Source organism: Eremococcus coleocola DSM 15696 (assembly GCF_000428865.1).
Taxonomy (GTDB): Bacteria; Bacillota; Bacilli; order Lactobacillales; family Aerococcaceae; genus Eremococcus; species Eremococcus coleocola.
This window is the reverse complement of the sequence record NZ_KE386807.1, coordinates 85,791-101,503: the sequence shown is the minus strand read 5'-3', so window position 1 is coordinate 101,503 and position 15,713 is coordinate 85,791. Positions and strand designations below refer to the sequence as shown.

Below are 15,713 nucleotides of genomic sequence, written 5' to 3'. Positions count from 1 at the left end.
AAGATTGTACTACTTCTAACTTGAATTCAACAGGATAAACTTTATTTTGTCGACAACGCAATAGTCCTTCCTCACCTAGGGTTTGGTAAGCATTAACCCATTTTCGGATGGTACTATCACTTTTAACCTGATATTTTTTTGCCAAATATTTGTAACCGCCTGCTCCTTCTAAGTATTCTTCAACAATCTTTCGTTTAAATTCATAACTATATTTTGACAATATAAATACCCCCAAAAAGTTAGATTTTGGTCCAACTTTTTGGGGGCACTACAATTATACTGGCCTTATTTTTTTGTTTAAATTTTTATTATAAAAATTTTAAAATGTTATAAGTTGATAGTATTTAATGAAAAATAACTTTCGGAAGAATCTTACTCTAGAGTCAGTAACAGTATTATGGTAGTATAATAATATAATAGTCTGCCTGATAAAAAGTAGATTTTAGGAGGATACCATGCCAAATTTAGCAGATTTATTTGAATTACAAGTTCAACAAGGCCAAGCCCAAGAATGGTTAAGCCAGTATTATAGTGAAGAAGATCATCCTTCTTCAGTTTATAAACGTCTCCTTGAATTAGCTATTTTTTATCAAACACATTTTAATTATGATTATGCTTTAATGATTTTAAATCACCTTTATCAAATTAAACCTAACTATCGTTTATGCCTCCTTGTAGGAGAAATTTATTTTTCCTTACAAGATTTTGAACGAGCCTATGCTTGGTTAAATCGTATTCATAACTCGAAACGATCACGCAAAGCAAAACGTATTCTGGGTCAAGTATACTTAGCCATGGGACATGAAAAAGCAGGCATTAGTCTTTATCGTCAATTAATTAAAGACTTTCCAACTTATGCGGCTGCTTATTTAGACTTAGCCGATTATTATATAGATGCTCATATGTTTGCAGAAGCAAAACCTTACCTTGAAAGTCTTTGGACCTATTTTAAACGCAGTGAAAGTTTGCAAAGGACAAGTCGAATGACATTGGTTGCCTTGGAGCTAGAACAAGAATTGATTCAGGCTGAAAAAGTGACTAAGATGATTACTGATCCTAATTTACCCATAAAGAGTATAGAAGAAGCTTATCTGTTTGCTCGTTTTTACTTTGCTATTCATGATTATCAAATGGCCCTTGACTATGCCCAATTAGCTTATTCTTTTAATCCTGATTATTTGCCCAATCGGCATTTACTTTTACAAATTAATTATCAATTAGGGAATGGTCAAAGTGGATTAAAGGCTGAAATAGATTGGTTATTAGATCAAATGGCTTATGATGACCCAGAGATAATGCAATTGGTTGAGATTGGCAAAGATATAAAATATTTACCTAAAAAATTAATTTTGCATTTACTTGAATACTTACCTTATCTTGAAGAAGCAGAAGAAGCTTATCAAAGTTTAGGGCTGGTCATGGATTATTATCTAGCAGAAGACCCTAAGTATGCCTTACACTTTTTGAAAACTAACATGATTAGTCCCATCTTTAATTTAGATAATTATTATTACTATGCCAAGACCTTCCAAGCTTTAGGAATGGATACTCAAGCGGTTGAGCAGTATGAATTAGCCTTGGCAAGCTATGAAAATCAACCCAAATTAGTGTATGATTATGCTAAATTCATGTATAATAGGGGACAAGGACAAGCAGCACTTGATTTGATTAAGAAGAATCAGCGGAGTTTTTATTACACTGAGAAAGTAAAAGCTTATCGGAATTTTTTACAAAAACAAATTGAGAATATAAAGCAAGGTGAAGAAGATGAGTCAGAATGAAAATAAACGGGCTTTTATTGAATGGTTAATGCAACATTATAGACATGCTAATCCTTCTGTAAATTATCTATTAAAATATATCGCATCCCAACCTAATTTGCTTAATCGAATCGAGTTTTCTGAAAATTGTAAATATGCACCTCGGGGTCTTTATATTTCTTATTATCGCAATAGTGATCAACCTTTTGTATATTACAAAGATCAATTATCATATACCTTGTCAGAACAAGCCTTTCATGATTTGCGGATGTCAGGCCGATTTGACGAACCTGTTTATTATATTGAATTAAATATTCCTAATTTATATCAAGAGTTAATGAAATTCGATGTTTTTGAAGAGAATCCCTTCACTCCTCAGGAAAATAATCAAGCTGACTTAGATGAATATCTATTTGAGATGAGTTTTCAAGCTAAAATGACTGAGCTTCAAGCAGGCATTAATCGGGCCTTAGAAGTGAACAATTTTGAAGAAGTTGACTATTTATTAAAACAGATAGAAGACTTAAGCAAAGGTAGAGAAAATCAAGGATGGTCTCATGAAGATTAGTTTAGATAATCAATTATTTAAAGCGGCCATGCCTGTCATGGCTCAAATTGAGTCTCATGGATATGAGGCTTATTTTGTTGGCGGTTGTGTTCGGGATTCGCTACTTGGTTTACCTATCCACGATATTGATATTACCTCTTCAGCTCAACCACAAGAGATTGAAGCAATTTTCAAGCATACCATTGATGTGGGTAAAGAACATGGAACCATTATTGTTATGTGGGACCAAGTGCCATATGAAGTGACGACTTTTCGGATTGAAGGGAAGTACAGTGACCATCGGCGGCCAGACTCCGTGGCTTTTGTACGGAATCTACAAGAAGATACCTTACGGCGTGATTTTACGGTAAATGCCCTGGCACTTGATCGCCAAGGTCAAGTTTATGATTTTCATGACGGTTTAAAGGATTTAAAAGCTGAACGTATTCGGGCCGTGGGGAACGCTGAAGCCCGCTTCCAAGAGGATGGTTTAAGGATGATGCGTGCGCTCCGATTTGCCAGTCAATTAGGTTTCGCGATTGAGGAAACGACTTTACGGGCGATTCAGAAGTTAGCTCCAACCTTGAAATATATTTCTATGGAAAGGATTCGGATTGAATTTTCTAAATTTTTATTAGGGTCATACCTTCACACTGCCTTACCATATTTCCTAGATTCTAACCTAAGTGAGTATTTGCCACTTCCTCAAGGAAAGGTAGATTCAGCAATAGCAGAATTAAGTGACTTGTTAGAAGAAACTAGAAATCAATTTTTTGCTAATGAAGAGAGCTTTGTCTGGATGCTTTTTTTGCAAAAGCTAGGCTTAGATCAAGCAGAGATGAAAAAAATGCTGAGAAAATGGACTTTTTCAAATAAATTTATAGACCAAGTCCTGGCTTTTGATACTCTGATGCATTTTGAGACGGAGCTTTTTTGGTCTAGTCAAACGGCTTATGCCTATAATTTGAATTTATTAGAACCAGTACAAGCTTACCGATTATTTCTGGGGGAAAAGACGAGTAAAGATATTGTAGAAATCAAAGCCAGCTTACCTATGCAAGATCGACAAGATATGCTGGTGGATGGAAAGGATGTTATGGCAGCTCTGGAGCTCAAACAAGGGGGGCCACTTATTGGTCAAATCTTGGCAATAATCGAGGCAAAGATTCTGCATGGCGAATTAAGTAATGAACAAGAGGCTATCATCTCTTTTGTTAAAGAAAATTGGCAAGGGGGTGGTGAATAATGACCACACCGATAGCAATTGTGGACATTGAAACGACCGGACCTAATTTGGACCAAGGGGATCGTATTATTCAAATTGCAGCCTTAATTATTGAAGAAGGGCAAGTGACAAAAGAATATGATATGTTGATTAATCCCAATATGCCTATTCCCAGTCACATTTCCAAATTAACAGGAATTAGTAACGAACAGGTTCAAAAAGCTCCCCATCTGAGTCAAGTGATTGATTTATGGCATTATCGCTTAAAGGACTTTATTTTTGTTGCCCACAATATAAATTTTGATTTACGGTTTTTGAAACAATGTTTTCATCATTTTGGTTTAGACTTTAACCCTCCTGCCATAGATACAGTTAAGCTAGCTAAAATATTTATGCCTCAAGCGATTGGATTTAATTTAACCGATTTAAGTCAGGAAATGAACCTATTTTTTGATCAGGCCCACCAAGCTTTAGCTGATGCCAAAATCACCGCCTATCTCTTGGATTGGATAGCCCAGTTAATAATTCAAGCCGAAGCTAAAAGCTTGGATTGCTTGCGCCCCTACCTAGAACATTTGCCGAATGATGAGGTCATGATTTTAGACCAAACTAAACAATTTTTAATTTTTAATAAAGAAAAGTTAGGGCTCAGTCTAGCTACAAGTCTTCAAGCTAACGAAGAAGTAGGTCAAAACTTATCAAGAGTAATGATGTCATTTGGTGAATATGCACAAGCTTGTTTTCAAAATGATCCTCACCTAATTATGGAAAATAAACATCTTCCGATACCGGATGAAGCAATTGTAGCAAGCGTCAAGGCTGGTTTAAATCAGAGAAAACAAATTATCCTGTTAGTTGAAAATTTGGAGCAAGCAGATTATTTCTATCATGCTTTAAAAACAATAAATGAGGGCGATTTCGGGGCAATTTATAAAAATCAAGAAAATTTTCTCTATGCAGTTAATTTATATCGGTTAGTCAACAGGCAAGACCTTGAGCGCTTAAATCAACAAGAATTAATCGTGATGGCCGCTTTAATTTATTGGTTATCGAATCAAGAAAGTGGCGACTTATCCGATTTACATTCAGAGATTGCATCCAGTCCCGTTGTAAGACAAATACGAGAAGAATCAAGTTATCAGGAAAATAAATCGCTTGCTATGAATATGATTAAAACGGTTAGTCGGTATCCTTTGATTATCATGCGATACTATGATTGGATGAAGTTAGTGACTCAGTCTATCTATCAGGACTTGGGGCTAGATAAGTGCCAACTTTATATTTCGAATATTGAAAGTTGGATTCAAGTAGCTAGACATCAGGAACAAGCGAGTATTCCATTGTCTTCTTATTTTACTCAAATTGTAAATCTTTCGGACAGAATAAAAAGTTTAAATCAGGTGGGGCATGCCGAACAGATATTATTGCTTGGCTTAAAAAAGACTGTATTTCAGTTAATTGATTTATTGGAGCCTTACATTTTGAAAGAAGCAGACCAGGATAGCCTAGGAAGCCTACCGCGTACTTATTATTTTGCAAACCAGGATAAAATAGCTAAGAATATTCAAATTTTATTGCAACAGCTTTATTTACAAAGTCAACAAGCAAAAAAGCAGCTTGTACCCAGTTTGACTGGCCTAGCTCCTAAATTGGCCTTTGATTTAAGTAATTTACTTGAAAGATATAGTCAAACTGTTCAATTATACATACAGAAGACAGGGGGTAAAGAATTTTTAGTTCTGCAGGGCGATATTATTCAAAGCCAGGCCTACCACTTAGTATTACGAAAACGTTCTTTACAGATTCTAGACTTTTCAAACTATTTATCTAATCAAGCTTGTTTAGCATTTTCTAAAGGGAATTATCGTTACCATCAAAAAGTTGGAAATGATAGTTGGTTAAACCAAGCTAATTTTGTCTATGAAAATTATGAATTAAAACTACCAATCCAAAATACTATTCAGGTACCTGTTCTTTATACTGATGAGCTTGAGAAGCAGCGGCCAAGAGATAAATATGTCCAGAATTTTGTTAATTTTTTACTAGATTCACAGACTAGCTTGGCTAATAAAATGATTGTGATTGCTAGTTCGCAAGAACAAATTCAGGCTACTTATCCTCAAGTCCTAAATCAAGATTTAATTAGTCATAATTATGTAGTTCTTGCCCAAGGATATAAAGGGAGTTTACGTAAAGTATGCCGGCACTTTAAGCAAGCCCAAAAGGCAATTTTATTAATTACTTGGCGTGATTTTATGGCGAATGATTGGCAAGAAATAAGTCCCAGTGTTCAGGTTCACCTATTAAAATTACCATTTCTTTCACTAGAAAGTGCAGGGATGCGAGCAATTCAGGATTATTATGGTCAAGAAACTGATATTTTCAAAGATCAATTATTACCTCAAATGATTCAAACCTTAAAAGAAATTTTGGTTGCTGTGGCCAATAATTTGCATGACAATGAAATGTTTATTTATGATGACCGTCTCTTCACGCAAGCCTATTCAAGTATCATTCATGAAAGTTTAGGGCCTGAATTTAGTTTCGAATACTTTGATTCTTTTGCCTAATTTTTTATGCTGGGTCAACCTAGACCCATATAAGTGCAGGTAAATTCCAAGTAAATTAAATTTTGTCATTAAGTTTTTTTAGCTTAGATTTGAGGCGAATGAGAAAAGAAAAGAGATAGATTGGATTCAGTAAGTATGGTATGATTAGACCATTGAAAAATAGAGGAGGCAGTGCCTTTGAGTCGTCGGACCGTTAATGTCTTAACCTTAATAATTGTCTTGATTTTACTAGCCTTTATAGGAATATTTATGGCAAGTGAACGCTCAATCAATCAAGCTAAACAAGAAACCGTTCGGTTGGTTGAGGTAGATCATGATGTTAAAAAAGTAAATAAATTTTACTGGTTAACGACAACAGAAGCTACTTACTTTTCATTAGACTATCAAAATGAAGAGAATAAGCAAAGTTATGCCATCGTCGCTCGAGATGGGGGCGATGTTCATTATTTTAGTCCACAAGATATTATTTCTGAAGCAGATGCTAAGTCAATTACAGTGGCCAATAATGAAGACAATTTAAAAGATATCGTAGCTGCACGTTTAGGTTTATTGGATGGTCAACCTGTATGGGAAATCACCTTTAAAACTAAAGAAGCAAAGATGACCTATTACTATATAAATGCCAAGAATGGTCAAAACATTCAAGTTATTTCAAATCTTTAGTTCCTTGCAGGGGCTTTATCAAAGAAAGGAAGTTATTAATGGAAACAATTACAATGATTCATGCGGCAAGATTTTTAGACCAAGAAGTGGTAGTTAATGCTTGGGTAACTAATAAACGGAGCTCAGGTAAAATAGCCTTTCTACAATTACGTGATGGCTCTGCTTATTTTCAAGCAGTTATTTTAAAAAACCAAGTCGCGCCTGAATTATTTGAACAAGTCAAACATATTGGACAAGAAAGTTCACTTAAACTTCGTGGAACCGTACAAGCTTCAGATCGGTCAGCTTTAGGGTATGAGTTACTGGTTTCTGATTTTGAAATTATTGGTCATTCTGAAGATTATCCAATTACGCCCAAAGAACATGGAACGGATTTCTTGATGGACCATCGTCACTTATGGTTACGGTCTTCAAGACAACATGCGATTTTACAAATCCGGAATGAAATTATTCGAGCAACATATCAATTTATGGCGGAGAATGAGTTTATTAAAGTAGATCCACCCATTTTAACGGGTTCAGCTCCTGAAGGCACTACAGAATTATTCCACACCAAATATTTTGAAGAAGATGCTTACCTGTCACAGAGTGGCCAGTTATATATGGAAGCAGCAGCTATGGCCTTTGGTAAAGTTTTCTCCTTTGGTCCAACTTTCCGTGCAGAAAAATCTAAAACTCGTCGTCATTTGATTGAATTTTGGATGATGGAACCCGAAATGGCTTTTGTTGAACATGAAGAAAGTTTACAAGTACAAGAAAAATATGTGGCTTATTTAGTAAGAAATGTGATTGAACATTGTCAGTTAGCCTTAAAGACATTAGAACGTGATATTGAACAATTAGAAAAATACACCCAATTACCATATCCACGAATTTCTTACACGGATGCGATTAGTCTTTTGAAAAAGAATGGTTTCGAAGATATTGAGTGGGGCGATGATTTTGGTTCACCACATGAAACCTTTATTGCCAACCAATATGAAAAGCCTGTTTTTATTTTGAACTATCCAAAAGGTATCAAGCCATTCTATATGAAAATTAATCCAGAAGACCCTAGAACTGTCCTCTGTGCTGATTTAATCGCACCAGAAGGGTATGGTGAAATAATTGGGGGTTCTGAACGGGAAGTCGATTATGAGACATTAGCAGAAAACATTGAAAAATTTGGGTTAGACTTGGATACGTATGCTTGGTACCTAGATTTACGTAAATATGGTACTGTCCCTCATTCCGGCTTTGGTATTGGTCTAGAACGGACCGTGGCATGGTTATCTGGTATAGAACATATTCGTGAAACAGCCCCATTCCCACGTCTTTTAAATCGGATTTATCCATAAAATAGGAAAATGATGCTCAAAAGGAATGGTTTTAAGTCTCAAAATGAGATTTTTACCATTTCCTTTTTTTAAGCGAATGAAGGAGTATTTGAATGAATTCATCAATTTATGATTGGATGAAAGATGGCTTCACCCTGGTACCGAATCGTTTAATCCGAGCTTATGCAGATTTAAATTTATCAGGTGATGAATTAATTCTTATTATGTATTTAATGTCACAGATTGCTCAAAGCCAGGCAGTTGACGAGATTGAAGTCATTTCGAACCATTTAGGTATGGAGAGCCAAAAAGTCTTTCAATTATTAGATGCTCTTTTGACCAAGCAATACCTATCAATTGAATTAAGAACGAATAAGCAAGGTAAGCAAACGGACCATTATACTTTACGTCCCTTATTTGAACATTTGGATGAGACTTACTTTAATGATAAGAATAAAAATGAGGGGCCTCAGCCTATTGTTAAACAGAGTCGGGATCTAGTGCAAAAAATTCAAAAAGAATTCGGGCGACCTGTCAATTCAAATGAATTAGAAACTATTAATGCTTGGCTAAGTAAAGATAAGTATTCCCCTGCTTTAGTGCTAGTTGCATTAAGGGAGGCAGCTATTCATCAAGCCTTAAATATTGCCTATATTGATAAAATTTTACTCAATTGGGAAAAGCAGAATATTCATACTGTTGCCCAAGCAGAAGCTCAAATTCAAGTGTTTAATAATAATTATCAAAGTCAAAAACAGGATCAAAAGGACTTATCAGCTTACGAAATTCCACTCTACGATTGGGATGAATTAAATACATAGACGAAAAAGAGGTTGAATAATAGTGGCAGGAACAATGACCCAAGAACGGATGGCTAGAATCTTAGACCAATTACGGTTATTGATCGAGGATCCGGTGTCTGAATTAAATTTTGAAAATCCCTTTCAGCTATTAGTAGCAGTTTTACTGTCGGCCCAGACGACTGATAAACAGGTGAATAAATTAACCCCTTCCTTATTTGAACGTTTTCCTGATGCCCAGAGTCTAGCTCAAGCTAGTCCCAGCCAAGTGGAACCATATATTAAATCCATAGGATTATTTCATAATAAGGCTAAATATTTAGTTGCTACGGGAAAAAGATTAGTTGAAGATTTTGGGGGTCAGGTACCTGATAATCGAAAAGATCTAGAGTCTTTACCAGGTGTTGGTCGAAAGACGGCTAATGTGGTCTTAGGTCAAGCTTTTGGCCAACCAGCGATTGCGGTGGATACCCATGTCGAGCGTGTGGCTAAGGCAATGGGTGTGGTAGATCAAGCAGCCAGTCCGCTCCAAGTAGAAAAAGCTTTAATGGCTTTAATACCAGAAAATCAATGGGTTGAAGCCCATCATTTATTATTATTATTTGGCCGGTATTATGCTAAAGCAAATGTAAAAGATTGGACCCAATTCGTGGATATGAGTCAGATTGATATAGATTAAAAAAGATGAGTGCTTAAGGTATTTGTATTTTTTTCTACTGTAAAAGGAATAGTATGATTATTTACCAATAAGTTAATCAACAAAATTATATGTAAAAAAGACTAGGACCTTATTATTGGTCCTAGTCTTTTTGCTTCATTAAAATTAATTTTCATCATTTTCAAAAAAACCATCAGGTATTGGTGGATCTTGCGGATAAGATGAATCTAATGGTGGAATGCTAGTGGACTCGCTTGAAGACTCATCAGGAATTGATTCAGATTCTTGGGAAGAGTCTTCACTGCCAGAGATATTGAGTGTAATAACTAATGTGTCCGAGCTAGAGTTTCCGTCGACAATGGTTAAGCGAAGAGTATATTCACCATCGCTTTCTGCCGGAATAGTTACACTAGTATCGCTACCAGAATAAACATCAACCCCATTTACATTTAAGACAAACTGACCGCTTGAAGTGGTTAGCGGATCCCAAGTTGCTGTAATGGTCTTATCATCTTGATTATATTGTGCATTAAAATTAGTTGGTGCATCAATATAACGACCATAGGCGAGTGATTGTTTCTTAGGTTCTTGTCCTTTGATAAAAAGTTCCTTTGAACGAGCTTCGGCAGGTGTGTATGGCCCTGGTAAAAGAATTGGATCTGTGTATTTTTCAATTTCAGTCTCAACGATATTATCTGGTTTTAACCAATCGGTATTAGGAACATCATTCATAAGGTAGGTAATCATTTCTTTATAAATAGCTTGTGGGATACTTGTGTCGGATAGACTTAAATAATTTCCTGCCTCTAAAGGATTATCATAACCAACCCATCCTGCAAACGCATATTGGGGGGTTATGCCTGCATACCAGCCGTCGGGTGCAGCATAGGTTGAGCTGTCAATGCCTAATTGGTTTAGTTGGTCATTAGTATAGTTAGTGGTCCCAGTTTTACCTGCCTGATGTAGGCCCTCAATTGCAGAGCGTGAAGCAAAGTTACCTGGCACTCCTTTTAGAATATCGACTAACATATAAGCTGTAGTGTCTTTCATTGCTTGAATTTCTTTGGATTCAAAGCGCTCTTCTGTACCAGCTGCGGTCACAACGCGGTTTACTGTAATGGGTTTATGGTATTTACCATAATTAGAAATAGCAGCATAGGCAGCGGATAATTTAACCGGGCTCACTTCGCCTCCAATAGCGTTCGCTTCAACGAGCTCTTTTTTATCATCATTTACAATATTGATATCGAGTTTCTGTAAGAAAGCGTAGGAATTATCTAAGCCAACGGCTTGTAATGTCTTAAGGGCTGGAATATTTCTAGAGCCAGCTAAGGCCTCTCTTAGGGTTTGTTTACCTTTATAATCCATGTCATAATTGTATATTTCTGCACCAGAAGAGTATTTATAAGGTTCGTCTACAACTAGAGTTCCAGTTGAAAAGTTTAAGTATTCAAAGGCAGGACCATAATCAGCGAGAGGTTTCATCGTTGAACCAATGGATCGTTTTAAGTCAGTAGCACGGTTTAAGGCCATGGTATTTTCTTGTTTTCGGCCTCCAATGACAGCTACAAGTTCTCCGTTTGAAGTGTTAATAATCGAAGCGGCGGTTTGCATGGAATCATTTGGAAAACCGATTTCCTCATTATTATTAACTGTTTGGTAAAGGTGTTCTTGGGCACCATAATCCATGTTGGTATAGACTTGTAAACCATCCGTATAAATGTCTAAGTTCATTTTCTCTTTGACTTCGTCCGCCACCATAGCCAAGTATGCATCAATAATAAGGTCTTTTTCCTGACTGTTGGAATGATCCAAGGCTACAAGAGAATCAGAAACTGACGTATTAATTGCTTCATCGTGTTGTGCTTGATTAATTAACTTGCGGTCTAACATGACATCTAATACTAAATCGCGTCTTTCAGTTGCCTCTTTTGGATGACTATAGGGATCATAATCAGAAGGCGCTTGGGGGATACCAGCCAGTAGGGCAGCTTCAGCTATGCTTAGCTGGTCTAAATCTTTTCCAAAGAATTGTTTAGCGGCAGTTTTTGCTCCATAAACATTATTAGAATAGAAAAGTTTGTTTAAATAAAGTGAAAGAATTTCATCCTTACTGTATTTTCGTTCAACATCTAATGCTAGCCAAGCTTCTTGTGCCTTCCGTTCTAGAGTTTGATCATGAAAGTCTGTTGAGAAGACAGATAGTTTGACTAATTGTTGGGTAATGGTAGATCCCCCCTGAGCAATTCCGCCAGCACGGATATTTGCAAAGACAGCCCCTACAATCCGAATGGGATCAACGCCACTGTGGGAATAGAAACGAGCATCTTCAATAGCTAAAACAGCATTCTTTAAATTTTCGGGAATATCGTCAGCGGTCATGAGGTCACGGTTTTGGCCGCCTAATTCTTTAATGAGGTTTCCTTCTCGGTCATATATTTTTGAAGAAACCTGTCCTACTAGATCCTCTTGGTTAATATCAGGCGCTTGCATAACATAATAACCAAATAAAGCACCGCCACCTAGTAAGATTATGAAGAATATGGCGAAAATTCCAATTAGAATGTTTCTTAATATATGTCTACCTTTATTAGAAGATTTACGAGAAGATTTACGAGAAGATTTTTTTTGATATTTTTTACGTTCAATTCTTGAACCAGTAGCCATTGTCAGACTCCTTTCAATTCAATATGGTTGTCCTTGATGAATTCGTCCAAGGCACTTAAATAATTAATAGTTGGTTGGTAAGCGGAAGGACAAACATAACCATGCTCTTTGATATATTTATAGGGAACACTCTGTTTGTTTGAATCTTCTTGGAAAGCTTTAATCATTTGATAGGGGAGTAAATAAATTTCATTATAAGCAGTAAAAGAAATAATCACAAAAACTAAGCCGCCAGCTTCCAGACATGCAGCCATATGCTCTTGTTGATGTTGGGGCAAGTTGGAAAGGGGGAACCCTGACTTATTTTTGGTTTCTTTTGCTTCAAAGTCAACGTAATATCCTTGATAAATACCATTATAATCAGTGGTTGAGGCATGACGATAATAAGCCTCAGTAATCCTAGCTGCTGCTCGTTTAGGATAATCAACTTTTACAACTTGAATTGGGGTAGGCTTTTTATGGATAACTGCTATATTTCGACTTAAATAATACTCATTGCTCTGATTTAGACGCTCTTCTAAGGTCATGCCGCGACTACCATAAATAGTTTTTGATTGTTTCATAGCGCTTGCTTTGGTTTTTACATGTTTTTGATGAGATTGGGGGCCTTGACCAGCAGGATATTGAATCATGCTTAACCTCCTTTAAGTATTTCCATCCTTAATCATAATCTATCTCTACGAAGAATTTATGAATAAATTAGAAATTATTTAGCATTATCCATTATAAGCGTTAAATTGACGGGTTTCAATTGATTATTCATTGAAAGTTAAGTATATTATATTTACAAATGCTTAGATATCCGATAAAATGATTGGGTATGATATAAAAGTTGTTTTTGGAGGTTATGAATAGATGACAGTAAATTTTGAAAAAACGAATTCAAATGAAGGTGTTTTAACATTTGAAATTCCAGCTGAAGAAGTAAAAAAAGGTTTAGATCTTGCCTTTAACAAAGTTAAAAAAACCGTAACAGTTCCTGGTTTCCGTAAAGGAAAAGTACCTCGTAAAATCTTTAATAATGTATATGGTGAAACCGCCTTATACGATGAAGCTTTGAATGCAGTTTTACCAGAAGCTTATGGTAAAGCCGTTGAAGAATCTGGTTTAGATATCGTGGGACAACCTAAATTTGATATTGAGTCAATTGAAAAAGGTCAACCATGGGTGATGAAAGCAAATGTTACTTTAAAACCAGAAGTTAAGTTAGGTGATTACAAGAATTTAACGGTTGAAAAACAAGACCGTGAAGTATCCGATGAAGATGTTGATCAACGGATTGAAGAAACGCGTCAATCCCTAGCTGAATTAGTTCTTAAAGAATCAGCTGCTGAAAACGGCGATACTGTCGTAATCGATTATGAAGGCTCTGTTGATGGTGAAGTTTTTGAAGGCGGAACGGCTTCTAATCATTCACTAGAATTAGGCTCTAACCAATTCATTCCAGGCTTTGAAGATCAACTAATTGGTGCTAAACCTGGTGACGATGTTGAAGTTAAAGTAACCTTCCCAGAAGAATACCACGCTGAAGAATTAGCAGGTAAAGATGCTATCTTTAAAGTGAAAGTTCACGAAGTAAAAACTAAAGAACTTCCAGAATTAGATGATGAATTTGCTAAAGATGCGGATGAAGAAGTTGAAACGTTCGAAGAATACAAGAACAAAGTCCGTGTGCAAATGACTGAAGAAAAAGAAGCTCATGCTAAGGAAGTCGTAGAAGATTTAGCTTTACGTCAAGCCGTTGAAAATGCAGAAATTGTTGATGGTATTCCACAGGAAATGGTACATGAAGAAGTGCACCGTCAAATGGACTTCTACCTAAACAATTTGAGTCGTCAGGGTATTTCACCTGAAATGTACTTCAATATTACTGGTACGACTGAACATGACCTACATGAACAATTTGAAGAAGAAGCTGAATTAAGAACCAAAACTAATTTAGTTTTAGAAGCAATTGTTAAAGCTGAAGGTTTAGAAGCAAGTCCAGAAGAATTAGAAGAAGAAGTTAAGAATTTGGCTGCTTCATATAATATGGAAGCTGATCAAGTTCGCTCATTAGTTAATGATCAAATGCTCGCTTCAGATATCACAATGAAGAAAGCTATGAGCTTAATTGTTGACTCCTTAGAAGAAAAATAAGATACTAGAATAGTAAACAATATTAAATGAGGGATAGCATGGACAACTATGAACAGTAGGTGACCTTGCTCCCTTTTTTGCATATAGAATAAAGAAGGAGTTACTATGGTTCAATTTAATAATATGGAGTCCTACCACTGTTCTTTTTGTGGTAAGTCTCAAGATGAGGTCAATAAGATCATTGCTGGGCCAGATGTTTATATCTGTGATGAGTGTGTGGCCCTATGTCAATCAATTATTGACGAAGAAATGGCCATGGAATTAGATTTAGGTGACATTCAAGTTTTGAAGCCTAATGAAATTATGACTATTTTAGACCAATATGTTGTGGGACAAAAACAAGCTAAGAAAAATTTATCAGTTGCAGTTTATAATCATTACAAACGGATTATGCATAACCAAGATAAACAAGAAGAGGATGAGGTTGATTTACAAAAATCAAATATCGCTCTAATTGGTCCAACCGGTTCAGGAAAAACATATTTGGCGCAAACCTTGGCCCGTATTCTGAATGTACCTTTTGCTATTGCTGATGCTACCACACTAACTGAAGCGGGTTACGTTGGGGAGGATGTAGAGAATGTCCTTTTAAAACTAGTTCAAGCAGCGGATTATGATGTGGCTAAAGCAGAAAAAGGAATTATTTACATTGATGAGATTGATAAAATTTCACGTAAAAGTGAAAATGTATCGATTACCCGGGACGTGTCAGGTGAAGGTGTGCAACAGGCCCTGCTAAAAATCTTAGAAGGAACTACAGCTAATATTCCGCCAAAAGGTGGGCGCAAGCATCCTAACCAAGACTTTATTCAAATGGATACCTCTCAGATTTTGTTTATTGTTGGGGGAGCTTTTGATGGGATTGAAACCATCATTAAAGAACGTCTTGGATCTAAAGTCATTGGATTTGGGGTTTCAAATGGCAAATTCGATGAGTCAAAATCCTTAATTCAACATGCAACACCAGAAGACTTATTAAAATTTGGTTTAATTCCAGAGTTTATTGGTCGGATTCCAATTATGGCAGTCCTAGATAAGTTGACCGAAGATGACTTGGTAGAAATCTTAACTAAGCCCAAAAATGCCTTGGTTAAGCAATACCAAAAACTTTTCGATATTGACCATGTTAAATTGGAATTTAAAGAAGATGCCCTTCGTGCCATTGCACACTTGGCTATTGAACGAGGAACAGGAGCCCGTGGGTTAAGGTCAATTATTGAATCAGTAATGCTTGATGTCATGTTTGATGTCCCAAGTCGCGATGATGTTGCTAAAATTGTCATTACTAAAGATAATGTGGTTTCCAATAGCCAGCCAGCATATTATAATCAAGAAAACAAAAAGATATCATAGTTGAAAAGGAGATAG

13 protein-coding genes are annotated in these 15,713 nt (G+C 36.1%); 10 read left to right on the top strand and 3 right to left on the bottom strand.

What is annotated here, in order from left to right; genetic code table 11:
* On the bottom strand, positions 1–220 hold a 220-nt coding region (locus G396_RS0109015; protein ID WP_028125778.1), incomplete at its 3' end, for a helix-turn-helix domain-containing protein.
* Positions 221–455: 235 nt separating this feature from the next.
* On the opposite strand from G396_RS0109015, the gene G396_RS0109010 reads away from it, so the two are divergent.
* The 8 genes from G396_RS0109010 to nth all read left to right on the top strand — a co-directional run bounded on the left by G396_RS0109010 (position 456) and on the right by nth (position 9,560).
* Entirely contained in the window at positions 456–1,781 is a 1,326-nt protein-coding gene (locus tag G396_RS0109010; protein WP_028125777.1) for a tetratricopeptide repeat protein, read from the top strand.
* Entirely contained in the window at positions 1,768–2,328 is a 561-nt protein-coding gene (locus tag G396_RS0109005) for a YpiB family protein (protein ID WP_028125776.1), read from the top strand. Before G396_RS0109010 ends, G396_RS0109005 begins: the two co-directional genes overlap by 14 nt.
* On the top strand, positions 2,318–3,553 hold the full coding sequence (locus tag G396_RS0109000) for a CCA tRNA nucleotidyltransferase (RefSeq protein WP_028125775.1): 1,236 nt from the start codon (positions 2,318–2,320) through the stop codon (positions 3,551–3,553). The genes G396_RS0109005 and G396_RS0109000 overlap by 11 nt, the downstream gene beginning before the upstream one ends.
* On the top strand, positions 3,553–6,102 hold the full coding sequence (locus G396_RS0108995) for an exonuclease domain-containing protein (protein WP_028125774.1): 2,550 nt from the start codon (positions 3,553–3,555) through the stop codon (positions 6,100–6,102). Before G396_RS0109000 ends, G396_RS0108995 begins: the two co-directional genes overlap by 1 nt.
* A gap of 177 nt (positions 6,103–6,279) precedes the next feature.
* Positions 6,280–6,765 (top strand): PepSY domain-containing protein, encoded by a 486-nt coding sequence (locus G396_RS0108990; protein WP_028125773.1) that lies wholly within the window; start codon positions 6,280–6,282, stop codon positions 6,763–6,765.
* Positions 6,766–6,803: 38 nt separating this feature from the next.
* The gene (asnS, locus tag G396_RS0108985) at positions 6,804–8,102 is read left to right on the top strand and encodes an asparagine--tRNA ligase (RefSeq protein ID WP_028125772.1); all 1,299 of its coding nucleotides are present in this window, start codon (positions 6,804–6,806) and stop codon (positions 8,100–8,102) included.
* A 92-nt stretch (positions 8,103–8,194) separates the two neighbouring features.
* Positions 8,195–8,902 carry a DnaD domain-containing protein gene (locus G396_RS0108980; RefSeq protein WP_028125771.1) on the top strand — a complete coding sequence of 236 codons (708 nt, stop codon included), beginning with the start codon at positions 8,195–8,197 and terminating at the stop codon, positions 8,900–8,902.
* A gap of 22 nt (positions 8,903–8,924) precedes the next feature.
* Positions 8,925–9,560: an endonuclease III gene (nth, locus tag G396_RS0108975; RefSeq protein ID WP_081683582.1), complete on the top strand. Its 636-nt coding sequence runs from the start codon at positions 8,925–8,927 to the stop codon at positions 9,558–9,560.
* Between the two features lie 144 nt (positions 9,561–9,704).
* On the opposite strand, the gene G396_RS0108970 is transcribed toward nth, so the two are convergent.
* Positions 9,705–12,206 carry a transglycosylase domain-containing protein gene (locus tag G396_RS0108970; protein WP_028125769.1) on the bottom strand — a complete coding sequence of 834 codons (2,502 nt, stop codon included), beginning with the start codon at positions 12,204–12,206 and terminating at the stop codon, positions 9,705–9,707.
* 2 nt (positions 12,207–12,208) lie between these two features.
* On the bottom strand, positions 12,209–12,838 hold the full coding sequence (gene recU, locus G396_RS0108965; RefSeq protein WP_006417603.1) for a Holliday junction resolvase RecU: 630 nt from the start codon (positions 12,836–12,838) through the stop codon (positions 12,209–12,211).
* A gap of 223 nt (positions 12,839–13,061) precedes the next feature.
* Between recU and tig the strand changes: the two genes are divergently transcribed.
* Together tig and clpX are read left to right on the top strand one after the other, a co-directional pair.
* The gene (gene tig, locus G396_RS0108960) at positions 13,062–14,345 is read left to right on the top strand and encodes a trigger factor (RefSeq protein ID WP_028125768.1); all 1,284 of its coding nucleotides are present in this window, start codon (positions 13,062–13,064) and stop codon (positions 14,343–14,345) included.
* A gap of 105 nt (positions 14,346–14,450) precedes the next feature.
* Positions 14,451–15,698: an ATP-dependent Clp protease ATP-binding subunit ClpX gene (gene clpX / locus G396_RS0108955; RefSeq protein ID WP_006417597.1), complete on the top strand. Its 1,248-nt coding sequence runs from the start codon at positions 14,451–14,453 to the stop codon at positions 15,696–15,698.
* The last annotated feature ends 15 nt before the right edge of the window (positions 15,699–15,713 follow it).